This is a genomic window from Pseudomonas sp. UBA7530 (assembly GCF_002479365.1).
Lineage (GTDB): Bacteria > Pseudomonadota > Gammaproteobacteria > Pseudomonadales > Pseudomonadaceae > Aquipseudomonas.
Map to the genome: position 1 here is coordinate 979,287 of NZ_DLMS01000011.1, position 22,359 is coordinate 1,001,645.

Annotated in this window: 18 protein-coding genes, 2 tRNA genes and 1 pseudogene; 18 read left to right on the forward strand and 3 right to left on the reverse strand. The window is 62.7% G+C overall.

From position 1 onward, the window contains the following. The first annotated feature begins 90 nt into the window (after nucleotides 1–90). The 9 genes and pseudogenes from hfq (at nucleotide 91) to B2U07_RS23155 (ending at nucleotide 8,823) form a co-directional block, all read left to right on the forward strand. Entirely contained in the window at nucleotides 91–351 is a 261-nt protein-coding gene (hfq, locus tag B2U07_RS18300; RefSeq protein WP_275545401.1) for an RNA chaperone Hfq, read from the forward strand. Between the two features lie 13 nt (nucleotides 352–364). Further along, on the forward strand, nucleotides 365–1,666 hold the full coding sequence (gene hflX, locus B2U07_RS18305) for a ribosome rescue GTPase HflX (protein WP_296277444.1): 1,302 nt from the start codon (nucleotides 365–367) through the stop codon (nucleotides 1,664–1,666). Between the two features lie 97 nt (nucleotides 1,667–1,763). Continuing rightward, complete coding sequence (hflK, locus tag B2U07_RS18310; protein WP_197857051.1) at nucleotides 1,764–2,930, forward strand: FtsH protease activity modulator HflK; 1,167 nt, start codon at nucleotides 1,764–1,766, stop codon at nucleotides 2,928–2,930. After that, nucleotides 2,930–3,799 carry a protease modulator HflC gene (gene hflC, locus B2U07_RS18315; RefSeq protein WP_197857052.1) on the forward strand — a complete coding sequence of 290 codons (870 nt, stop codon included), beginning with the start codon at nucleotides 2,930–2,932 and terminating at the stop codon, nucleotides 3,797–3,799. The genes hflK and hflC overlap by 1 nt, the downstream gene beginning before the upstream one ends. 105 nt (nucleotides 3,800–3,904) lie before the next feature. Beyond that, nucleotides 3,905–4,090: a DUF2065 domain-containing protein gene (locus B2U07_RS18320; protein ID WP_013713860.1), complete on the forward strand. Its 186-nt coding sequence runs from the start codon at nucleotides 3,905–3,907 to the stop codon at nucleotides 4,088–4,090. A 37-nt stretch (nucleotides 4,091–4,127) separates the two neighbouring features. Further along, entirely contained in the window at nucleotides 4,128–5,315 is a 1,188-nt protein-coding gene (locus B2U07_RS18325) for an ATP phosphoribosyltransferase regulatory subunit (protein ID WP_275545400.1), read from the forward strand. Between the two features lie 57 nt (nucleotides 5,316–5,372). Next, nucleotides 5,373–6,668: an adenylosuccinate synthase gene (locus B2U07_RS18330; RefSeq protein WP_275545399.1), complete on the forward strand. Its 1,296-nt coding sequence runs from the start codon at nucleotides 5,373–5,375 to the stop codon at nucleotides 6,666–6,668. A gap of 1,129 nt (nucleotides 6,669–7,797) precedes the next feature. After that, nucleotides 7,798–7,965 (forward strand): annotated as a pseudogene (locus B2U07_RS23150) (HAMP domain-containing protein); the annotation flags it as partial. Further along, nucleotides 7,939–8,823 (forward strand): methyl-accepting chemotaxis protein, encoded by an 885-nt coding sequence (locus tag B2U07_RS23155; protein WP_419096365.1) that lies wholly within the window; start codon nucleotides 7,939–7,941, stop codon nucleotides 8,821–8,823. The pseudogene B2U07_RS23150 and the gene B2U07_RS23155, both read left to right, overlap by 27 nt. 130 nt (nucleotides 8,824–8,953) lie before the next feature. Here B2U07_RS23155 and B2U07_RS18340 read toward each other — a convergent pair. Then, nucleotides 8,954–9,040 (reverse strand) — tRNA-Leu (locus B2U07_RS18340). Between the two features lie 82 nt (nucleotides 9,041–9,122). Then, nucleotides 9,123–9,209: transfer RNA gene (locus tag B2U07_RS18345), tRNA-Leu, on the reverse strand. A 207-nt stretch (nucleotides 9,210–9,416) separates the two neighbouring features. Here B2U07_RS18345 and rnr point away from each other — a divergent pair. From rnr to alr, 8 genes are all read left to right on the forward strand, one after another. Further along, nucleotides 9,417–11,903, forward strand: a complete 2,487-nt coding sequence (gene rnr / locus B2U07_RS18350) for a ribonuclease R (protein WP_275545397.1) — start codon at nucleotides 9,417–9,419, stop codon at nucleotides 11,901–11,903. Continuing rightward, a complete protein-coding gene (rlmB, locus tag B2U07_RS18355; RefSeq protein WP_275545396.1) occupies nucleotides 11,900–12,643 on the forward strand; it encodes a 23S rRNA (guanosine(2251)-2'-O)-methyltransferase RlmB in 744 nt (247 codons plus the stop codon). The genes rnr and rlmB overlap by 4 nt, the downstream gene beginning before the upstream one ends. A gap of 266 nt (nucleotides 12,644–12,909) precedes the next feature. Then, a complete protein-coding gene (gene rpsF, locus B2U07_RS18360; protein ID WP_061237453.1) occupies nucleotides 12,910–13,332 on the forward strand; it encodes a 30S ribosomal protein S6 in 423 nt (140 codons plus the stop codon). A 28-nt stretch (nucleotides 13,333–13,360) separates the two neighbouring features. Continuing rightward, nucleotides 13,361–13,591 carry a 30S ribosomal protein S18 gene (rpsR, locus tag B2U07_RS18365; RefSeq protein WP_003246847.1) on the forward strand — a complete coding sequence of 77 codons (231 nt, stop codon included), beginning with the start codon at nucleotides 13,361–13,363 and terminating at the stop codon, nucleotides 13,589–13,591. A gap of 36 nt (nucleotides 13,592–13,627) precedes the next feature. Then, nucleotides 13,628–14,515 (forward strand): hypothetical protein, encoded by an 888-nt coding sequence (locus B2U07_RS18370; protein ID WP_275545395.1) that lies wholly within the window; start codon nucleotides 13,628–13,630, stop codon nucleotides 14,513–14,515. Nucleotides 14,516–14,536: 21 nt separating this feature from the next. Beyond that, nucleotides 14,537–14,983 carry a 50S ribosomal protein L9 gene (gene rplI, locus B2U07_RS18375; RefSeq protein ID WP_197857059.1) on the forward strand — a complete coding sequence of 149 codons (447 nt, stop codon included), beginning with the start codon at nucleotides 14,537–14,539 and terminating at the stop codon, nucleotides 14,981–14,983. 118 nt (nucleotides 14,984–15,101) lie between these two features. Next, on the forward strand, nucleotides 15,102–16,496 hold the full coding sequence (gene dnaB / locus B2U07_RS18380; RefSeq protein WP_275545394.1) for a replicative DNA helicase: 1,395 nt from the start codon (nucleotides 15,102–15,104) through the stop codon (nucleotides 16,494–16,496). Nucleotides 16,497–16,660: 164 nt separating this feature from the next. After that, complete coding sequence (alr, locus tag B2U07_RS18385; protein ID WP_275545393.1) at nucleotides 16,661–17,737, forward strand: alanine racemase; 1,077 nt, start codon at nucleotides 16,661–16,663, stop codon at nucleotides 17,735–17,737. Here alr and B2U07_RS18390 read toward each other — a convergent pair. Continuing rightward, nucleotides 17,734–19,641 carry a GGDEF domain-containing protein gene (locus B2U07_RS18390; RefSeq protein ID WP_296277445.1) on the reverse strand — a complete coding sequence of 636 codons (1,908 nt, stop codon included), beginning with the start codon at nucleotides 19,639–19,641 and terminating at the stop codon, nucleotides 17,734–17,736. The genes alr and B2U07_RS18390 overlap by 4 nt on opposite strands. 281 nt (nucleotides 19,642–19,922) lie before the next feature. Here B2U07_RS18390 and B2U07_RS18395 point away from each other — a divergent pair, with 281 nt between their 5' ends. Further along, on the forward strand, nucleotides 19,923–22,220 hold the full coding sequence (locus B2U07_RS18395) for a YgiQ family radical SAM protein (RefSeq protein ID WP_296277446.1): 2,298 nt from the start codon (nucleotides 19,923–19,925) through the stop codon (nucleotides 22,218–22,220). Nucleotides 22,221–22,359 lie beyond the last annotated feature (139 nt).

Below are 22,359 nucleotides of genomic sequence, written 5' to 3' on the forward strand. Positions count from 1 at the left end.
TGGCCGTCTATCCTTGGGGGTGAGGCGGTCTGAAGCTATTGTTTACTTACTAAAATTATTGAAAATTGATCCTCGAAAGGAGTGCGGCACATGTCAAAAGGGCATTCGCTACAAGACCCTTACCTGAATACCCTGCGTAAGGAACGCGTCCCTGTTTCCATTTATCTGGTCAACGGCATCAAGCTGCAGGGCCAGATCGAGTCCTTCGACCAGTTCGTCATCCTGCTGAAGAACACTGTCAGCCAGATGGTCTACAAACACGCCATTTCTACCGTCGTCCCCAGCCGTCCGGTGCGTCTGCCGAGCGCTGGCGATTCCGAGCAGGCCGATGGCGAGTCGGGTAACGCCTAAGTAGGGGGTTGCATTGTTCTTCGAGCGTCATGAGGGCGGTGAGCGGGCCATCCTGGTTCATCTGGAAGGCCAAGACTCCGAGGCGAGCGAAGATCCCCAGGAGTTCCAGGAGCTGGCCATGTCGGCAGGTGCCGATATGGCCGCTTTCTTTTGCGTGCCCAGCAGCCGCCTGACTGCCAAGTTCCTGATCGGCAGTGGCAAGGTCGAGGAGCTGCGCGACCAGGTCAAGGCCGTTGAGGCCGATCTGGTCATCTTCAATCACACCCTGACGCCCAGCCAGGAGCGCAACCTCGAGCGCGCCTTCGAGTGTCGTGTGCTCGATCGCACCGGCTTGATCCTCGATATCTTCGCCCAGCGCGCCCGCACTCACGAAGGCAAGCTGCAGGTGGAGCTGGCTCAGCTCGACCATATGAGCACGCGTCTGGTGCGCGGCTGGACTCACCTCGAGCGGCAGAAGGGTGGTATCGGCCTGCGCGGCCCTGGCGAAACCCAGCTGGAAACCGACCGCCGCCTGTTGCGCGTGCGCATTCGGCAGATCAAGCAGAAGCTGGAAAAGGTGCGCAGCCAGCGGGAGCAGGCGCGTCGCGGGCGCAAGCGCGCGGATATCCCGTCGGTTTCCCTGGTGGGTTACACCAACGCCGGCAAGTCCACCCTGTTCAATGCCCTGACCACTTCCGAGGTGTATGCGGCCGACCAGCTGTTCGCCACCCTTGACCCGACCTTGCGCCGCCTGGAGCTCGATGACCTCGGTCCGATCGTCCTGGCCGATACCGTGGGCTTCATTCGCCACCTGCCGCACAAGCTGGTCGAGGCCTTCCGCGCTACGCTGGAAGAGTCGAGCAACTCCGACTTGCTGCTGCACGTGATCGATGCCCATGAGCCCGAGCGCATGGCGCAGATCGAGCAGGTGCAGGAAGTGCTCAAGGAGATCGGCGCGAACGAGCTGCCGATGCTCGAGGTATACAACAAGCTGGATTTGTTGGAAGGTGTCGAGCCGCAGATCCAGCGCGATGGTGACGGCAAGCCGGTTCGTGTCTGGCTGTCGGCGCGTGAAGGGCGTGGCCTGGAGTTGTTGCGACAGGCCGTGGCAGAGCTGTTGGGCGAGGATTTGTTCGTCGCCACGCTGCAGTTGCCGCAACGTCTGGGAAGGCTGCGCGCGCAGTTCTTCGCCTTGGGTGCGGTGCAGAGTGAAGAGCACGATGAGCGGGGTCATAGCTTGCTGTCGGTACGTTTGCCGCGAGTCGAGCTCAATCGTTTGGTGAGTCGCGAGGGGTTGGAGCCTCAAGCCTTTATCGAGCAACATACTTTGCAATAAAGCCTGCAGTGGCGGCTTTGCCGTCACCCTTGGGCTTTGGGTAGCATTGGCCGGCGCGCCGTGGGCGCGCCTTCGCTTTATCAGTACGGAGAACGCTATGGCTTGGAATGAGCCGGGTGGCAACTCGAACAATCAAGACCCTTGGGGCGGCCGCAAAGGCGGTGGCCGGCAGGGCCCGCCGGATCTCGACGAAGCGTTCCGCAAGTTGCAAGAAAGCCTGAACGGGCTTTTCGGTGGCAAGAAACGTGGTGGCGACGATTCCGGCCGCAGCGGTGGTGGCGGTGGCTTCGGTCTGCTGTTCGTAGGCCTCGGCCTGTTGGCGGTGGTCTGGCTGTACAGCGCGATCTATGTGGTGGATGAGCAGGAGCAGGCCGTGGTGCTGCGCTTCGGCAAATACCACGAGACCGTCGGTCCGGGCCTGAACATCTACTTCCCGCCGATCGATCGCAAGTTCCAGGAAAACGTCACGCGTGAGCGCGCCTACAGCAAGCAGGGCGCCATGCTGACCGAGGACGAGAACATCATCGAAGTGCCGCTGACCGTGCAGTACCGCGTGAGCAACCTGCAGGACTTCGTGCTCAACGTCGACCAGCCGGAAGTCAGCCTGCAGCACGCCACCGACAGCGCCGTGCGCCATGTCGTGGGCTCTACCGAGATGGACCAGGTGCTGACCGAAGGTCGTGAGCTGATGGCCAGCGAAGTGCGCGAGCGTCTGCAGCGTTTCCTGGATAACTACCGCACCGGTATCACCATCACCCAGGTGAACATCCAGAGCGCTGCTGCGCCGCGTGAAGTTCAGGAGGCCTTCGATGACGTGATCCGTGCCCGTGAAGACGAGCAGCGCGAGAAGAATCAGGCCGAGTCCTATGCCAATGGCGTGATTCCGGAAGCCCGTGGCCAGGCCCAGCGTCTGCTGGAGGAAGCCAACGGTTACCGTGATGAAGTCATCGCTCGCGCCCAGGGTGAGGCTGACCGCTTCACCAAGTTGGTCGCCGAGTATCGCAAGGCGCCGGAAGTCACTCGTGAACGTCTGTATCTGGACACCATGCAGGAAATGATGAGCAACACCAGCAAGGTTCTGGTCACTGGCGACAAGGGGCAGAACAACCTGCTCTATCTGCCGCTGGACAAGATGATCGACAGCCGTGGTGGTTCCTCTTCCTCCGGTTCGGCCAACAGCAGCAATACGACAACGCGTGATCCGGCCGTGCCGGTTAGCGGCGATCTGTCGCAGCGTAACCTGCGTACCCGGGAGGGCCGTTGATGAGCAACAAGTCCCTGATCGGCCTGATCGTGGCCGTGGTTCTGGCCCTGGTGGCATGGAATAGCTTCTACATCGTGGCGCAAACCGAGCGTGCGGTATTGCTGCAGTTCGGTCGTGTGGTCAATCCGGATGTGCAGCCTGGTCTGCATGTGAAGATTCCTTACGTCAATCAGGTGCGCATCTTCGATGGTCGCCTGCTGACCCTGGATTCGACTTCCTCGCGCTTCCTGACCCTGGAGAAGAAGGCGCTGATGGTCGACGCCTATGCCAAGTGGCGGGTGAAGGATGCCGAGCGCTTCTATCAGTCCACCTCCGGCATGAAGCAGGTCGCCGACGAGCGCCTGGCGCGTCGTCTGGAAGCTTCGCTGCGTGACCAGTTCGGTAAGCGCACCCTGCACGAGTCGGTATCCGGCGAACGTGATGCGCTGATGGCTGACGTGACCGCTACCTTGAATCGTGCTGCCGAGCGCGAGCTGGGTATCGAGGTGGTCGACGTGCGGGTCAAGGCCATCGATCTGCCGCGTGAGGTCAACCGCAGCGTGTTCGAGCGGATGAGCACCGAGCGTGAGCGTGAGGCCCGCGAGCACCGCGCCAAGGGCCGTGAGCTGGCCGAAGGTATTCGCGCCGATGCCGACCGTCAGCGCCGTGTGCTGCTGGCTGAAGCCTATCGTGAAGCCGAAGAGCTGCGCGGTGATGGTGATGCCAGGGCTGCTTCCATCTACTCCCAGGCGTATGGGCAGGATCAGGAGTTCTACTCCTTCTACCGCAGCCTGCAGGCGTATCGCGAAAGCTTCGCTGACAAGCGTGATGTGCTGGTGCTGGACCCAAGTAGCGATTTCTTCCGCTACCTGGAAAAAGCCAAGCCTTGATCGGCAACCCTGGCGGCGCGATGCGTCGCCAGGGTGACCTCAGGGGAAAACGTGGTATGATGCGGCAGCCGGGAAAATCCCGGCTTTTTTGCGTCTGTGGGAATCATGTGGCAGGAACTCGGCATCGCACTGTGTCTGGTATTGGTGCTGGAAGGCATCCTGCCCTTCCTCTATCCGCGCCATTGGCGCGGGGCGGTATTGCAGGCAGCGCGTCTGCCCGACCGTCGACTGCGTCTTATGGGGCTGGCCAGCATGCTGCTGGGTACTGCTCTTCTATATCTGCTTCACTGAAGGCTTGTGCCGCCCGGATCGAGAGGGGAATGGCGAAATGGCAACGGTAGACCGCTGGCTGCTGCCAGATGGCATCGAAGAAGTACTGCCGCCGGAAGCGGCGCGCATCGAGGCGGCACGCCGCCAGGTGCTGGATCTGTTCCAGCGTTGGGGTTACGAATTCGTCGTCACCCCGCATATCGAGTACCTGGAATCCCTGTTGACTGGCGCTGGCCAGGATCTCGACCTGCGCACCTTCAAGGTCACCGATCCGCTGTCTGGTCGGCAAATGGGCTTTCGTGCCGACATCACCCCGCAGGTGGCGCGTATCGATGCCCACACCCTGCGCCGTGAAGGTCCGAGCCGTCTGTGCTACGCCGGCAGCGTGCTGCACGCTCAGCCGCGCGCGCTGACCACGTCGCGCAGTCCCATCCAGCTGGGCGCCGAGCTCTATGGCGACGCCAGCCCGGCCAGCGATATCGAGGTGATCAGCCTGCTGGTCGAGACCCTCGAACTCGCTGCGGTGCCGGATGTGCACATGGACCTCGGTCATGTCGGCATCTATCGCGGCCTGGCGCGCGCCGCTGGTTTGTCCGGCGAAGCCGAGCAGCAGTTGTTCGATGCGCTGCAGCGCAAGGCCATGGATGAGATCGAGTCCCTGACCGCGGCCTTGCCGGCAGGTCTGGGCAACATGCTGCGTTCGCTGGCCGAGCTGTGCGGCGGGCGCGAGGTGCTGGACCTGGCCCAGGCGGCACTGGTCGAGGCGCCGGATGCGGTGCATGCTGCGCTCGATGAACTGGTGGCCATCGCCGATGCGCTGGAGCTGCGTTATCCCGAGCTGCCGCTGTATTTCGACCTGGGCGAGCTGCGCGGCTACAACTATCACACCGGCGTGGTGTTCGCGGCGTTCGTGCCGGGCGAGGGCGGTGCCATCGCTCAGGGCGGCCGTTACGACGATACCGGCGCGGTGTTCGGTCGGGCTCGTCCGGCGACCGGCTTCTCCACTGACCTGAAGACCCTGGTGACCCTGGGGGATATGCGTCTGGATGAAACGATCAGCGGCGTCTGGGCGCCGGATAATCATGACCTCTATCTGTGGCAGGCCGTTCGTCGTCTGCGTGGTGAGGGTGAGCGCGTGGTACAGGCGCTACCCGGACAGAGCGAGGCGGATGCGCGCGAAGCAGGCTGTGACCGTCTGCTGACGCTGCGCGATGGACGTTGGCAGGTGGCGCCCCTGGCGTCCTGATTTCATTTTCGCCGGCCTGTGGTCGGCATCCAAGCTTGCGCGAAGAGGACCAGTATCATGGGTAAGAATGTCGTCGTCCTGGGCACCCAGTGGGGTGATGAGGGCAAGGGCAAGATCGTTGACCTGCTCACCGAGCAGGCCGCTGCAGTCGTGCGTTATCAGGGTGGCCACAACGCCGGCCACACCCTGGTGATCGACGGTGAGAAGACCGTCCTGCACCTGATTCCGTCCGGCATCCTGCGCGAAGGCGTCGAGTGCCTGATCGGTAACGGCGTGGTCGTCGCTCCCGATGCGCTTCTGCGCGAAATCACCAAGCTGGAAGACAAGGGCGTGCCGGTGCGCGAGCGCCTGCGTATCAGCCCGGCCTGCCCGCTGATCCTGTCCTACCACGTGGCGCTGGACCAGGCGCGCGAGAAAGCCCGTGGCGATGCCAAGATCGGCACCACTGGTCGTGGTATCGGCCCGGCCTACGAAGACAAGGTCGCGCGTCGTGGGTTGCGTGTTGGCGACCTGTTCCACCGCGAGCGTTTCGCCGCCAAGCTGGGCGAGCTGCTGGACTACCACAACTTCCAGCTGGTCAACTTCTACAAGGAGCCGGCCATCGACTTCCAGAAGACTCTGGATGAGTGCATGGAGTACGCCGAGCTGCTCAGGCCGATGATGACCGACGTCACTGCCGTGCTGCACGACTTGCGCCGCAGCGGCCGCGACATCATGTTCGAGGGTGCCCAGGGCTCGCTGCTGGATATCGACCACGGTACCTACCCCTACGTCACCAGCTCCAACACCACGGCCGGCGGTATCGCCACCGGCTCCGGTTTCGGCCCGCTGTACCTGGACTACATCCTGGGTATCACCAAGGCCTACACCACCCGCGTCGGTTCCGGTCCGTTCCCGACCGAGCTGTTCGACGATGTCGGCGCGACCCTGGCCAAGCGTGGCCATGAGTTCGGCTCCACTACTGGCCGTGCCCGTCGTTGCGGCTGGTTCGATGCCGTGATCCTGCGTCGTGCCATCGACGTCAACAGCATCTCCGGCATCTGCCTGACCAAGCTGGACGTGCTCGACGGCCTGGAAACCATCCGCATCTGCACCGGTTACAAGGATGCCAATGGCCAGGTACTGGTCGATGCGCCGACCGACGCCGACAGCTACATTGGCCTGCAACCGGTGTACGAGGAAATGCCGGGCTGGAGCGAGTCCACCCTGGGCGCCAAGACCCTGGAAGACCTGCCGGCTGCTGCCCGTGCCTACATCAAGCGCGTGGAAGAGCTGGTCGGAGCGCCGATCGACATCATCTCCACCGGCCCGGACCGCAACGAGACCATCGTGCTGCGTCATCCGTTCGCCTGATCGCTGTTGTCGAGCTGAAAGAGCCGCCTTCGGGCGGCTTTTTTGTGGCTGGCTGTTATCGCAGGTCGCTGGCATTGTTGTGTGAATCTGCAGCCATAATGCAGGCTCTCGTTGGTTTACTGCTGTTTGCTCCGTGGGTCGTGGGCACGTAGCTTGCTTGCACTCAATAAATCCCGGAAGTCGCCGTTATAGCTGTTACGGTCGTTGAGGAGTGTCCCCAGTGTTTGCCATCGTTTCCATGTTGCGCAGCCGCCTGCTGCGCCCGGTGTTCGTCGCGCTTGGCCTGGCCATGTTGGTGCAGGTGGGGCTGGCGGTGTGGCTGATGCGTGCATCGGTTGATGGCATGGTCGAGGACCTGGCGCAGCGCCTGGGCGGTGAAAGTCGCCGCCTGGGCGAGGAGTTGGGCATGGCCGAGCGCGAGATGAGCCAGGGGCTTGCGACGCTCGCGAGCAGTACGCGTACGCGCCTGGGTGAAGGCCTTTCCGGCCAATTGAAGGACGAGCAGGCGCAACTGCGCGTGGTGCTGGAGGGTAATCTCAAGCAATCCGGTCAGGCGCTGGCGCAATTGTTGGCCGGTGTGGCGCCCAAGTCCATCTGGGACCTGGACATCCCGGCGCTTACCTCGCTTACCCGCATCGCCCAGCAGGACCCGGCGGTGCTGTTCGCCATCATCTACGACGCCGAAGGCAAGCGTTTGACGCGCAACTTCAACCGCAGCAATGCGCAGGTGCGCGAGTTGGTCGCGGCGGGGCAGGGCGACTCGCCGCTGGACAGATTGGTGGATGCCGCCTCGCGTGATTCGCGCGTCTATGTGGTCGAGGCCGACATCAATCCTATGGGTGCGTCGATCGGCAAGGTGCAGATGGGGTTGTCGCTGGATGTCGTCGAGCGTGAGCTGACCGCGCTGGATGGCCGCTTTGCGGCGCTGGTCAGTGGTGCGGGAGAGTTGGTCGACAGCAGCCTGGCGGGCGCTTCCGAGGAGGCGACCCGGGCGCTGCGCGCGCGTTTGCAATCTGCCGAGCGCTACACCCAGGAAATGGCACGCAACGGTGGTGAGTCGGTGCGTATCGCGGCGGATTCCCTGCGCTGGAACATTGCGCTGGGGCTGCTGGTGGTCGGTGCTCTGGCGATGCTGGTAGTGGCGTTGGTGCTGGGGTGGCGGGTGCTGAGCCGCTTGCGTCTGCTCAGTGCAGCGCTCAATGACCTGGCGGCGGGCGAGGGGGATCTGACGCGGCGCGTGAGTATCGACAGCCAGGACGAGGTCGGCGAGATGGCCGATGCCGTCAATCGCTTTATCGCCAAGCTGCAGCCCATCGTGCGTGAGTCGGGTGAAGTGGCCCTGCGTACCGGTGAGCAGATTCGCAGTCTGACCCAGCGCGGCGTGGCGGCTGAAGCAGCTGCCGGGCGGCAGCGCGACGAGGTGGCGGGCAGTCTGCAGGCGCTGGAGCAGATGGCTGACGAGGCGCAGTCGGAGAGCCAGTCGATGCAGGAAGCGTTGCAGCGCGTCGATAGCATTCGTCAGGCAGCGCACGAGAACGCTGCTATTGCGCAGCGCCTGTCGACCCTGATCGAAGGCCTGGTCGCGCGCGTGGCGGATGGCTCGGCGGTGATCGAGCGCCTGGCCAAGCAGAGCGAGCAGATCGAGGTGGTGCTGACGGTGATTCAGTCCATCGCCGAGCAGACCAATTTGCTGGCGCTCAATGCCGCTATCGAGGCGGCGCGCGCTGGCGAGAGCGGGCGAGGTTTCGCTGTGGTGGCTGACGAGGTGCGCGCGCTGGCGAGCAAGACCCAGCAGTCCACCGGCGATATCCAGACCCACATCGCAGCCCTGCAGCGTGGCGCGCAGGAGGCCGTAGCCGCTATCGCTCAGGCGGGCGCGCAAGGTGGCGAAGGCCTGCAGGTGCTGCGCGACAGTGCGCGCCTGCAACAGTCGGTGCAGCAGTCGGTCGACGAGGTGCATGGCGCCATCAATGCGGCGACGCAGGCGGCTGCCCATCAGGCCGAGGGCGCCGGCGCGGTACGTGGGCGCGTCGAGATCATCCACGCCGAGGCGCAGCGTGCGGCCGAGGCGGTGACGGCAATCGCTGGCAATGCGCGTGCACTGGACGAGCTGGCGGCGCAGCTCAAGGCCAGTCTGGGGCAGTTCAGGGTCTAGAGAGGATTGCTGTGGGAGCGAGCTCTGCTCGCGAAGCTTTTGCCTGGCAAGAGTTCGCGAGCAGAACTCGCGCCTGCGGTTTTTTCCAGGCAATAAAAAACCGAGCCATACGACTCGGTTTTTTGAAATTTGGTGCCCAGGAGAAGACTCGAACTTCCACGGCCGTTAAGCCACTGATACCTGAAACCAGCGCGTCTACCAATTCCGCCACCTGGGCACTGCAGCAATGTTCGTCGTTACCGACACGGAGCGTTGCATCCGTATTTGCAAAGTGGGTTATCAAACCACTTCACGAAATTTGGTGCCCAGGAGAAGACTCGAACTTCCACGGCCGTTAAGCCACTGATACCTGAAACCAGCGCGTCTACCAATTCCGCCACCTGGGCACTGAAACCGATGATTCCTCATCTGCTTCGTGTTACAACGTCTGCTTGACGCTGTGGGCGCGAACTATACGGGCGGGCATTTACCTTGTAAACCCCTGACCGTAAAAAAATTATTGTCGCCGGAAAAGCTGCCGTGAATGCCGTTTTCGCGCTTCAATAGGCAGATGGCATACACCTTTATACATAAGCATAGGTAATCCTTCCTACATGGCCGATTGGCAATCCCTCGATCCCGAGGCCGCCCGCGAGGCGGAAAAATACGACAACCCCATCCCCAGCCGTGAACTGATCCTGGCCCATCTGGCCGAGCGTGGTTCGCCTGCCAGCCGTGAGCAACTGGTCGAAGAGTTCGGTCTCGACACCGACGACCAGCTCGAAGCACTGCGCCGCCGACTGCGCGCCATGGAGCGCGACGGTCAGCTCATCTATACCCGTCGTGGCACTTACGCCCCGGTGGACAAGCTCGACCTGATCTGCGGGCGCATCAGCGGTCACCGCGACGGTTTCGGCTTCCTCGTGCCGGACGACGGCAGTGACGACCTGTTCCTCAGCCCGGCGCAGATGCGCCTGGTGTTCGATCGTGACCGCGCATTGGTGCGGGTGGCGGGTTTCGATCGCCGTGGTCGCCGTGAAGGCGGCATCGTCGAGGTGATCGAACGCGCTCATGAGAGCATCGTCGGTCGTTACTACGAAGAGAACGGCATTGGCTTCGTCGTCGCCGACAACCCCAAGATCCAGCAGGAAGTGCTGGTCACGCCGGGCCGCACCGCTGGTGCGCGCATCGGTCAGTTCGTCGAGATCAAGATCACCCACTGGCCGACCCAGCGCTTCCAGCCGCAGGGCGATATCGTCGAGGTGATCGGCAACTACATGGCGCCGGGCATGGAGATCGACGTGGCGCTGCGCAGCTACGACATCCCGCACGTCTGGCCCGAAGGCGTGATCAAGGAAGCGCGCAAGCTCAAGCCTGAAGTGGAAGAGAAGGACAAGGAGAAGCGCGTCGATCTGCGTCATCTGCCCTTCGTCACCATCGACGGCGAAGACGCCCGCGATTTCGACGACGCCGTGTACTGCGAGAAGAACAGCAGCCGCTGGAAGCTGTTCTCCGGCGGCTGGAAGCTCTATGTGGCCATCGCCGACGTATCGCACTACGTCAAGGTCGGTTCGGCGCTGGACGCCGAGGCGGTCGAGCGTGGCAACTCGGTGTATTTCCCCGAGCGCGTCGTGCCGATGCTGCCGGAGGAACTGTCCAACGGTCTGTGCTCGCTCAACCCGCATGTCGATCGCCTGGCCATGGTCTGCGAAATGACCATGTCCAAGAGCGGCCAGATGGTCGACTACAAGTTCTACGAGGCGGTGATCCACTCCCATGCGCGCCTGACCTACAACAAGGTCAGCCTGATGCTGGAGGATCCCAAGAGCAGCGAGGGCAAATCCCTGCGCAGCGAGTACAAGGAGGTCCTGCCGCACCTCAACCAGCTCTATGCGCTGTATCAGGTGCTGGTCGCGGCCCGTCACGAGCGTGGCGCCATCGATTTCGAGACGCAGGAGACGCGCATCGTCTTCGGCACCGATCGCAAAATCGACGAGATCCGCCCGACTCAGCGCAACGATGCGCACAAGCTGATCGAGGAGTGCATGCTGGCCGCCAACGTGGCCACCGCGCGTTTCATGCAGGATCACGAGATTCCTTCGTTGTACCGCGTGCACGACGGCCCGCCGCTGGAGCGCCTGGAGAAGCTCAAGGCCTTCCTCGGCGAGCTGGGTCTGTCGCTGCAGCGTGGCAAGTCCAAGGACGGCCCGTCGCCCAAGGACTATCAGCGTCTGCTGGAAAGCATCCGCGAGCGTCCGGACTATCACCTGATCCAGACCGTGATGCTGCGGTCGTTGAGCCAGGCGGTGTACAGCGCGCAGAACGAAGGGCATTTCGGCCTGAACTACGAGGCCTATACCCACTTCACCTCGCCGATCCGTCGCTACCCCGACCTGCTGGTGCACCGCGCCATTCGCAGCGTGATCCGTTCCAAGCGTGAAACCAAGCATGTGGAGCGTGCCGGTGCGGCGACCATGCCCAAGGCGCGCATCTATCCCTACGACGAGGCGACCCTGGAAAAACTCGGCGAGCAGTGCTCGATGACCGAGCGCCGTGCCGACGAGGCGACCCGTGACGTGGTCAACTGGCTCAAGTGCGAGTTCATGCAGGATCGCGTCGGCGAGACCTTCGAGGGCGTGATCACTGCGGTGACCGGCTTCGGCATCTTTGTCGAGCTGCGTGACATCTACGTCGAGGGCCTGGTGCACGTGACCGCGCTGCCGGCCGACTACTATCACTTCGATCCGGTTCACCACCGCCTGTCCGGCGAGCGCAGCGGCCGCAGCTTCCGCCTTGGCGATAGCGTCGAGGTCAATGTGATGCGCGTCGATCTGGACGAGCGCAAGATCGATTTCGAACTGAGCCAGGGCAAGACCGGCAAGGACGATGATGCGCGCCGTAGCGGTAAGTCTCGCGGCATGGGCAATACCGATGTGCAGAAAAGCCGCGAAGTGAAGAAGGCCCTGCTCGACAGCGCCAAGAAAGGTGGCGGCAAGGCGCCGGCGAAGAAACCCTCCGGCCATCGCAAGGGTGCGCCGGCGCCCAAGGGTAAGGCCGAGGCGAGTGGCAGCAAGCCGAGCAAGCGTAAGGCGAAACGATGAGTCAGCTGGAAAAGGTTTACGGCGTGCATGCCGTGGAGGCGCTGTTGCGCCACCACCCCAAGCGGGTCAAGCAACTCTGGCTGGCCGAGAGCCGTCAGGCGCCACGCATCCAGCCGATGCTGGAGCAGGCGGCGCAGCACCGCGTGCCGGTCGGGCACAAGGAGCGCCAGGAGCTGGACGAGTGGGCCGAAGGCGTGCACCAGGGCGTGGTCGCCGAGGTCAGCCCGAGCCAGGTCTGGGGCGAGAACATGCTCGACGAACTGCTCGAGCGTAGTGAGGGCGTACCGCTGCTGCTGGTGCTCGACGGCGTGACCGACCCGCACAACCTGGGCGCCTGCCTGCGTACCGCCGATGCGGCGGGTGCGCTGGCGGTGATCGTGCCCAAGGACAAGTCCGCCACCCTCAATGCCACCGTGCGCAAGGTGGCCTGCGGCGCGGCGGAGGTGATTCCGCTGGTCGCCGTGACCAACCTGGCGCGCACCCTGGAAAAACTGCAGAAGAAGGGCCTTTGGGTGGTCGGCACCGCCGGCGAGGCCGAGCAGGAGTTGTACCAGCTCGACATGACCGGCCCGACGGTGCTGGTCATGGGCGCCGAGGGCAAGGGCATGCGCCGCCTGACCCGCGAGCACTGCGATTATCTGGTCAAGCTGCCCATGGGTGGCAGCGTCAGCAGTCTCAACGTCTCTGTTGCGACCGGCGTCTGCCTGTTCGAGGCGGTACGGCAGAGGAAAGGTAAGTAAGCGACCTGTAGGCGCGAATTTATTCGCAATGAGTCGATGTCGGTCCATGATCGCGAATAAATTCGCTCCTACAGGAAAGGGCCGGTCGCTGTTGTTCAAATAATCGCCAATTCGCCTTGCGCGCGGCGGGGGGCTTCTCTAGAATGGCGCCCCTTGCTGTGACGGCAGGCCTTTTTGCGCCTACCGCCTGGCAAGCTCATCACGAGAAAAACCCACTCCTTGCCTGACCACTTTAGTTGGCAGGCTACAACCCGTAAGGAGCATTTATGCGTCATTACGAAATCATCTTTCTGGTTCACCCGGACCAGAGCGAGCAAGTCGGCGGCATGGTCGAGCGTTACACCAAGCTGATCGAAGAGGACGGTGGCAAGATTCACCGCCTGGAAGACTGGGGTCGTCGTCAGCTGGCTTACGCCATCAACAACGTCCACAAAGCCCACTACGTGATGCTCAACGTAGAGTGCACCGGCAAGGCCCTGGCCGAGCTGGAAGACAACTTCCGCTACAACGACGCCGTGATCCGTAACCTGGTCATCCGTCGCGACGAGGCCGTCACTGGCCAGTCCGAGATGCTGAAGGCCGAAGAAAACCGCAGTGAGCGCCGCGAGCGTCGTGAACGTCCTGAAAACGCCGAGTCCAACGACGGCGATGACAGCGACAACAACGACAGCGACAACGCTGACGAGTAATCCACGGATCTATTGAGGAGCCAATCACATGGCACGTTTCTTCCGTCGTCGTAAATTCTGCCGCTTCACCGCTGAAGACGTGAAAGAGATCGATTTCAAAGATCTCAACACCCTGAAAGCCTACATCTCGGAAACCGGCAAGATCGTTCCCAGCCGTATCACCGGTACCAAGGCTCGTTATCAGCGTCAGCTGGCCACCGCTATCAAGCGCGCCCGCTTTCTGGCCCTGCTGCCCTACACCGACAGCCACGGCCGCTGAGATCGGATAGTCGACAAGCGTTAAGGAATAGATCGCATGCGCGCCCTGGCTGAATACATCATGCGCGGCCGTATGCAGGCCACCCTCGTGGTGGTGGGATCGGCAGCGATGCCGCTGTTGTTCTGGTTGAGTGCCGCCGCAGGCAGCCTGGTGCTGTTGCGGCGCGGAGCCAGCGATGCCATGGGCATCCTGGCCTGGGCCATGCTGCCGGCGATTGCCTGGTGGTATTTCGGCGAGCCGCGCACCTTGCTGGTGCTGGTCGGTGCGCTGAGCCTGGCGTTGTTGTTGCGCGCCAGTTGGACCTGGAACCGCATACTGCTGAGCAGTGTGGCGCTGGGTCTGGTGTATGGAGTGGTCCTCGGGGCGGTGTTCCGCGAACCCATCGAGGCCATGGCCGGTGAGCTGCAGAAGCTGCTGCCGACCATGTTCGACGGGGCTCACCAGCAATTGGCGGTGAGCGAACGCGAGCGTCTCGAGGCGCTGATTGCACCGGTGCTGACCGGATTGCTGGCAGCCTTGCTGCAGATCCTGAGCTTGCTGAGCCTGATTCTTGGGCGCTACTGGCAGGCCGTGTTGTACAACCCAGGCGGTTTCGGTCGCGAGTTCCGCGCGTTGAGACTGTCGCTGCCGCAGGCGCTGTTGCTGCTGGCGGGCATGATGCTAGGCCCCAACCTGGGGCCGCAGTTGGCCATGCTCACGCCGCTATGCAGCGTGCCGTTGCTGTTCGCCGGGATCGCCCTGGTGCATGGCTTGGTGGAGAAGGGTGGGCTCGCTCGCTTCTGGCTGGTGGGCATGTACATCACGCTCTTGCTGTTCATGCAGCTGATCTATCCGCTACTGGTGGTTCTGGCCATCGTCGACAGTCTGTTTGATTTTCGCGGTCGCCTCGCTCGCAAGAGTGGGCCCGCGGACGGTGAAGGTTAAAAGTTAAGAGGTAAGACCCAAATGGAAGTCATCCTGCTGGAAAAAATCGCCAACCTGGGCAACCTGGGCGACAAAGTGAATGTTAAAGCCGGTTACGGCCGTAACTTCCTGCTGCCGCAAGGCAAGGCCACCGCTGCTACCGCTGAAAACGTAGCTGCGTTCGAAGCCCGCCGCGCCGAGCTGGAAAAAGCCGCTGCCGAGAAGAAAGCTTCCGCTGAAGCTCGCGCTGCTCAACTGGCTGAGCTGGAAGTCACCATCACCGCCGTTGCTGGCGATGAAGGCAAGCTGTTCGGTTCGATCGGTACCCACGACATCGCTGACGCCCTGACCGCCTCCGGCGTTGAAGTGGCCAAGGCCGAAGTTCGTCTGCCCAACGGTACTATCCGTCAGGTCGGCGAATACGACGTAGCTGTGCACCTGCACACCGACGTCGAAGCCACCGTTAAGGTGATCGTGGTTGCTGCTTAATTAAGCAGCCGCCAGGCGGACTTGCACTCAGGTGCCGGTCTGCTGACAATCGGGCACGGCATCGCTTCGGCGATCCGTGCCCTTTGTTTTTCTATCGCAGCATTTTCCTCTCGAGCCTATGAACGACATCAGCATTCCCGAGCAATACGACCTGCAAACCGCAGCCCTGAAAGTGCCTCCGCACTCCATCGAGGCGGAGCAGTCGGTACTGGGTGGCCTGATGCTCGACAACAATGCCTGGGAGCGTGTGCTCGATGGCGTTTCCGATGTCGATTTCTATCGCCATGATCACCGCCTGATCTTCCGCGCGATCTTCAAGCTGGCCGAGCGTAACGAACCCTTCGACGTGGTGACCCTGTCCGAACAGCTGGACAAGGAAGGGCAGCTGTCGCAGGTCGGCGGTCTGGCCTATCTCGCCGAGCTGGCCAAGAACACGCCATCGGTGGCCAACATCAAGGCCTATGCGCAGATCATTCGTGAGCGCGCCACCCTGCGCAAACTGATCAGCATCAGCAACGAGATTGCCGACAGTGCCTACGCCCCAGAGGGGCGCACCGGCGAGGAAATTCTCGACGAAGCGGAGCGACTGATCTTCCAGATTGCCGAAGACCGTCCCAAGACCGGCGGCCCGGTGGGCATCAACGACATTCTGGTCAAGGCCATCGACCGCATCGACACGCTGTTCAACAACGGCGATGCGATCACCGGTCTGTCGACCGGTTTCGACGATCTGGACGGGCTGACCAGCGGCCTGCAGCCAGCCGACATGATCATCGTCGCCGGTCGTCCTTCGATGGGTAAGACCACCTTCGCCATGAACCTGGTGGAGAACGCGCTGATGCGCAGCGACAAGGCGATTCTGGTGTACTCGCTGGAGATGCCGTCGGAATCCATCGTCATTCGTATGCTCGCCTCCCTGGGACGAATCGACCAGACCAAGGTGCGTGCCGGTCAGCTCGACGACGATGACTGGCCACGCCTGACCAGTGCGGTCAACCTGCTCAACGACCGTAAGCTGTTCATCGACGATACGGCGGGCATTTCTCCCAGCGAGATGCGTGCGCGTACGCGGCGCCTGGCTCGCGAGCACGGCGAGATCGGTCTGATCATGGTCGACTACCTGCAGCTGATGCAGATTCCGGGCTCCAGCGGCGACAGCCGGGTCAACGAGATTTCCGAGATTTCGCGCTCGCTCAAGGGCCTGGCCAAGGAATTCAACTGCCCGGTGATCGCCCTGTCGCAGCTCAACCGTGGCCTGGAACAGCGCCCCAACAAGCGCCCGATCAACTCCGACTTGCGTGAATCCGGTGCGATCGAGCAGGACGCCGACATCATCCTGTTCGTCTATCGCGACGAGGTGTACCACCCGGAGACCGAGTACAAGGGCGTGGCCGAGATCATCATCGGCAAGCAGCGTAACGGTCCGCTCGGCACCGCGCGCCTGGCCTTCCTCGGCAAGTATTCGCGCTTCGAGAACCTGGCGCCGGGCAGCTATCAGTTCGAGGATGAATGACAGTCGTAGCCTGGGCGTCATAGGAGCGAGTTCTGTAGCCCGGATGAAATCCGGGGCTCTCGGTGCAGAAGCTCCCGGATTGCATCCGGGCTACGCTCTAGATCAATGAAAACGGGCGCCCAGCAGTTAAGATGGGCGCCCGTTTTTCGTTCAGGCCTTCTGCCATGCGCCCGCTAGCCGCCATCGTCGACCTCTCCGCCATTGCTCACAACTACACGCTTGCCAAGCGCTGCGCGCCGGGGCGTCAGGCTTTTGCGGTGGTCAAGGCCAATGCCTATGGGCACGGCGTGCGTGAAGTGGTAACGGCGCTGCACGATGTTGCCGACGGATTCGCCGTGGCCTGCCTGGAAGAGGCGGCGGAAGTGCGCGCCATGCATGGCGAGGCGCGCATCCTGCTGCTCGAAGGCTGCTTCGAGGCCAGCGAATATGCCATCGCAGCGCAGCTGGGACTGGATCTGGTGGTGCAGAGTGCAGCGCAGGCCGAGGCGCTGCTGTCCAGTGAGCTGGTGCGGCCACTGAATGTCTGGCTCAAGCTGGACTCCGGCATGCATCGCCTCGGCTTCGATGCCGCCAGCCTGCGCCAGTGGCATGCGCAGCTTGAAGACGCCGAACAGGTCGCCGAGCTCAACCTGCTCAGCCATTTCGCCTGTGCCGACGAGCGTGGGCATCCGCTCACCGAGCAGCAGGTCGAGCGTTTTCTCGATCTGCTGGACCTGGACTTCAATCATCGCTCGCTGGCCAACTCAGCGGCGGTGCTGACCATTCCCGCCACGCATATGGATTGGCTGCGTCCCGGCATCATGCTCTACGGGGCGACGCCGTTCGCCGAGCTGAGTGCGCGCGAGCTTGGGCTGAGGCCCGCCATGACTCTGGCTGCGCGGGTAATTGCCGTGCGTGAAGTGGCGGCTGGTGAAAGTGTCGGTTATGGCGCGAGCTGGGTGGCGCAGCGGCCCTCGCGGATTGCCACGGTCAGCTGCGGTTATGCCGACGGTTACCCGCGCCATGCGCCGAGCGGCACGCCGGTACTGGTCGACGGGCAACGCGCGACACTGGCGGGCCGGGTGTCGATGGACATGCTGGCGGTGGATATCACCGACCTGCCCGAGGCCGATGTCGATTCGCCAGTGGAGCTATGGGGCGCCAATCTGCCGCTGGATGAGGTGGCGGCAGCCTGCGGCACCATCGGCTATGAGCTGCTGAGCAAAGTCACAGCACGAGTACCGCGTCGCTATATCGGCTAGGCCAGGCCGCTGGGTACTTTGAGAATGTCCAGCTGCAGGCAGGCCTGCTCGGTCAGCTCGCCATCATCACCGTGCACGCGCGCGCCTGAGCGTCCCAGTTCCTTGACGCGGTAGAGCGCTTGGTCGGCGATCTTGTACAGCCCGGTGAAACTCTGCGCATGGAGTGGATAGAGCGCCACGCCGATGCTGATGGTCACACGCAGGCGCTCGGCACCGTAGTGCACCGGCTCGGACAGCTCCGCCAGCAGGCGCTCGGCGATTTCGCGGGCCTGGCTTTCGGCGTCGCTGCCACAGATCAGCACGGCGAACTCGTCACCGCCCAGGCGCGCCACCGTGTCACCCAGGCGCACGTGTTCGCGCAGGCGCCTGGCAATCACCTGCAGCATCAGGTCGCCGGCGGCATGGCCGAAGCGATCGTTGATCGGCTTGAAGTGATCCAGGTCGATCAGCAGCAGCGCCACGCTTTCCTTGTGTCGCTCGGCATGCGCCAGGGCCGACTCGCAGCGCTCGACCAGGTAGCGGCGGTTGGGCAACTCGGTCAGCAGGTCGTGGAAGGCAGCATGCTGCAGCTCGCACTCGCGTTCACGCAGTTGTTCGTTGGTCGCGGCCAGTTCGGCGGTGCGTGCGGTCACCGCAGCCTGCAGCTCATCGGCGCTGGCCTGGAGTTGGGCCAGGCGTGCGGTCTTCTCGCGATCCGCTTGCTGCAGGGCCACGGCGCGCTCCTGCTTGAGTATCTGGATGCGATACGCCAGGGCAAAAGAGAACAGGATGGATTCCGCGGCCACCGCGAGTGGAAATACATAGGCATTCCATTCGGCCGGTTGTAATAAGCCGGTGGTGCGTAGCAGCAGGATGGCCACGCTGCCCAGCACCAGGCCGTAGCCATAAAGGTACAGTTGCGCAGGAAAAAAGCCCTGGCGCCAGCGCACCACTGCACTGCCCAGCGCGGCAGGGATGCTGGTCAGCGACAGCAGCGCGATGGCCCAGGCTGCCAGATAGCGTTGATCGAGCAGGGTCAAGACAATGGCGAAGAGATAGATCACGCAGGCCATGTTCAACAGGTGGTGGGCCCAGCGCACATACTGCTTGGTCTGCAGCAGGGTCTGGGTGAATCGGCTGGCGAACAGGCCCCACAGCGACGGCAGGGTGATGCGGTCGAGCCACGCCGGCACGGGATGATGCGGCCACAGGTACTGCGCACCATGCCCGGTCATGCTCATGATGAATAGCAGGGCGAAGGCGGTGGTCAGCACATACCAGAAGTAGGCTTTGTCGCGCAGCGAGATAAGGATGAACAGGTTGTACAGCAGCAGCGCGAAGACCACGCCGTAGATGGCGCCGAGCGCCAGGTTCTCGCGTGCGGCCAGTTGCGTGAGTTCATCAAGCTGCCAGATGCGCAGCGGGAAGGAATTGCCGGCAGGATCAAAGGTGCGCAGGTAGAAGGTCGTCGGCTGTTCAGTGAGCGGCTGCAGGTCGAACACCATGCGTCGGTAGGGATGGTCGCGACTCTCGCTGAAGGGCACGCGCTCGCCGGACTGGCGCAGCTGCCAGACGCCCTGGCCATTGGGCTGGTAGAGCTGCAGGTCGAGCTGTGTCACCGAGCCGACTTCCAGCACCCAGCGAGCCGGTGCGCGCATATCGCGCTGCAGGGTCAGTTTTATCCACCACGGGTTCAGGCTCTGGCCGACGCTGGCACGACCATTGGCCGGGCGAAAGCGCGACTGCAGCTCAGGGGCCGCGATGTCGTCGATACTCAGGCTGCCTTCCGTGTCTTCCAGCAGCTCGATATGGGCGTTGAGCGGCATGCCGCTGCTGGCGTCGGTGAGCGTCACGGATGCCATGGCCAGGCCCGTGGTCGACAGTCCGAGTAGAAGAACTAGCAGGAAGGCGAAGCGCAGTAGCATAGGTGTCCTGAAGGCGACTGGCCGAATGTTTGAGTATATGCACAGGATTATTATCGGAAGAAAACAATATGGCGTCTGGCTATCGCCGGAAAATGCCTGAATTATCTGCTCTTTCGAGCCCATAACTGGTGGCCGAGACGCCGCATGATGAATTCCAGCCGGGGCGCTTGAGCGCTTGTCATCGAGGCTGCTCACGGCATTAAACCCAGTGGAATAGTCTGGTTTGGTCAAAATTTGTGCTATTATCCGCGCCCCTCGTGATAGCCCATTGATCAAAAAATATGCAAGCTGCCAAGCCGCTGTTCGACTATCCCAAGTATTGGGCCGAGTGTTTCGGGCCTGCGCCCTTCCTGCCAATGAGCCGGGAAGAGATGGACCTGCTCGGCTGGGACAGCTGCGACATCATCATCGTCACCGGCGATGCCTACGTCGATCATCCTTCGTTCGGCATGGCGATCATCGGTCGTCTGCTTGAGGCCCAGGGGTTCCGCGTAGGGATCATTGCCCAGCCGGACTGGCGCAGCAAAGACGACTTCATGAAGCTCGGCGAGCCGAACCTGTTCTTCGGCGTGGCGGCGGGCAACATGGACTCGATGATCAACCGCTATACCGCGGACAAGAAGATCCGCTCCGACGACGCCTACACCCCCGGCGGCATTGCCGGTAAGCGCCCCGATCGCGCCAGCCTGGTCTACAGCCAGCGCTGCAAGGAGGCTTACACCCATGTGCCGGTGATTCTTGGCGGAATCGAGGCGTCGCTGCGTCGTATCGCCCATTACGATTACTGGCAGGACAAGGTGCGTCGCTCGATCCTGATGGACGCCACCGCCGATATCCTGCTCTACGGCAACGCCGAACGCGCCGTGGTCGAGATCGCCCAGCGCCTGTCGCGAGGCGAGCAGGTCGAGGCCATCACCGATGTGCGCGGCACCGCGTTCATTCGTCGTGATACGCCGGATGGCTGGTTCGAGGTCGACTCGACCCGCATCGATCGCCCCGGTCGCGTCGACAAGATCATCAACCCCTACGTCAACACGCAGGACACCGAAGCCTGTGCCATCGAACAGGCTAAAGGCGAGGTTGAAGACCCCAACGAAGCCAAGGTGGTACAGATTCTCGAAAGCCCGCGCATGACCCGCGACAAGACGGTGATCCGTCTGCCGTCGTTCGAGAAGGTGCGCAACGATCCGGTGCTCTACGCCCACGCCAACCGCGTGCTGCACCTGGAAACCAACCCGGGCAACGCCCGCGCGCTGGTGCAGAAGCATGGCGAGGTGGACGTCTGGTTCAACCCGCCACCCATTCCCATGACCACCGAGGAAATGGACTACGTGTTCGGCATGCCCTACGCACGCGTGCCGCACCCGGTGTATGGCAAGGAGAAAATCCCGGCTTACGAGATGATCCGCTTCTCGGTGAACATCATGCGCGGCTGCTTCGGTGGCTGCACCTTCTGCTCGATCACCGAGCACGAAGGCCGCATCATCCAGAGCCGTTCCCACGACTCGATCATCCGCGAGATCGAGGAGATGCGCGACAAGGTGCCGGGCTTCACCGGCGTGGTCTCCGACCTTGGCGGGCCGACCGCCAACATGTACCTCATCGCCTGCAAGGACCCGGAAATCGAGCGTCACTGCCGCAAGCCGTCCTGCGTGTTCCCTGGCATCTGCGAGAACCTCAATACCGATCACAGCTCCCTGATCGAGCTGTACCGCAAGGCCCGTGCGCTGCCCGGCGTGAAGAAGATTCTGATCGCCTCGGGCCTGCGTTATGACCTGGCCGTCGAATCGCCAGAGTACGTCAAGGAACTGGTCACCCACCACGTTGGCGGTTACCTGAAGATCGCCCCGGAGCACACCGAGCGCGGTCCGCTGGACAAGATGATGAAGCCGGGCATCGGCAGCTATGACCGCTTCAAGCAGATGTTCGAGAAGTTCTCCAAGGAGGCGGGCAAGGAGCAGTACCTGATCCCGTACTTCATCGCCGCGCACCCGGGCACCACCGACGAGGACATGATGAACCTCGCCCTGTGGCTCAAGCGCAACGGTTTCCGCGCCGACCAGGTGCAGGCGTTCTACCCCTCGCCGATGGCCACCGCCACGGCCATGTATCACTCGGGCAAGAACCCGCTGCGCAAGGTGACCTACAAGAGCGACGGCGTGGAGATCGTCAAGAGCGAGCAGCAGCGTCGCCTGCACAAGGCCTTCCTGCGCTATCACGATCCGAAGGGCTGGCCGCTGCTGCGCGAGGCGCTGGAGCGCATGGGCCGTAGCGATTTGATCGGTAACGGCAAGCACCAGCTGATCCCGACTTATCAGCCGCAGACCGACGAGTACCAGAGCGCGCGGCGCAAGAACTCTACGCCGGCCGGCAGCAAGAAAGTGGGTGCTGGCGGTAAGATTCTGACCCAGCACACCGGCCTGCCACCACGCGCCAGCGATGGCAGCAAACCCTGGGACAAGCGCGAACAGGCCAAGGCTGCTGCCGAAGCGCGCAACCAGCAGGCCGCGCGTGAACGTTCTGGCGCGGGTAAAGGCAAGGGCAGGAAACCGGCGAAAAAGCCTGCCGTACCGCGCTGAGGCAGTCGCAGCACAACGCTTCGCGGACAAGTCCGCTCCCACAGGGTTAAGCAAGCCTGCTGATGTTGTGGGAGCGGGCTTGTCCGCGAATTGTTTTGGCGGCGCAAATGCCTCACGGTTGAGTCACTCCTACGATGGC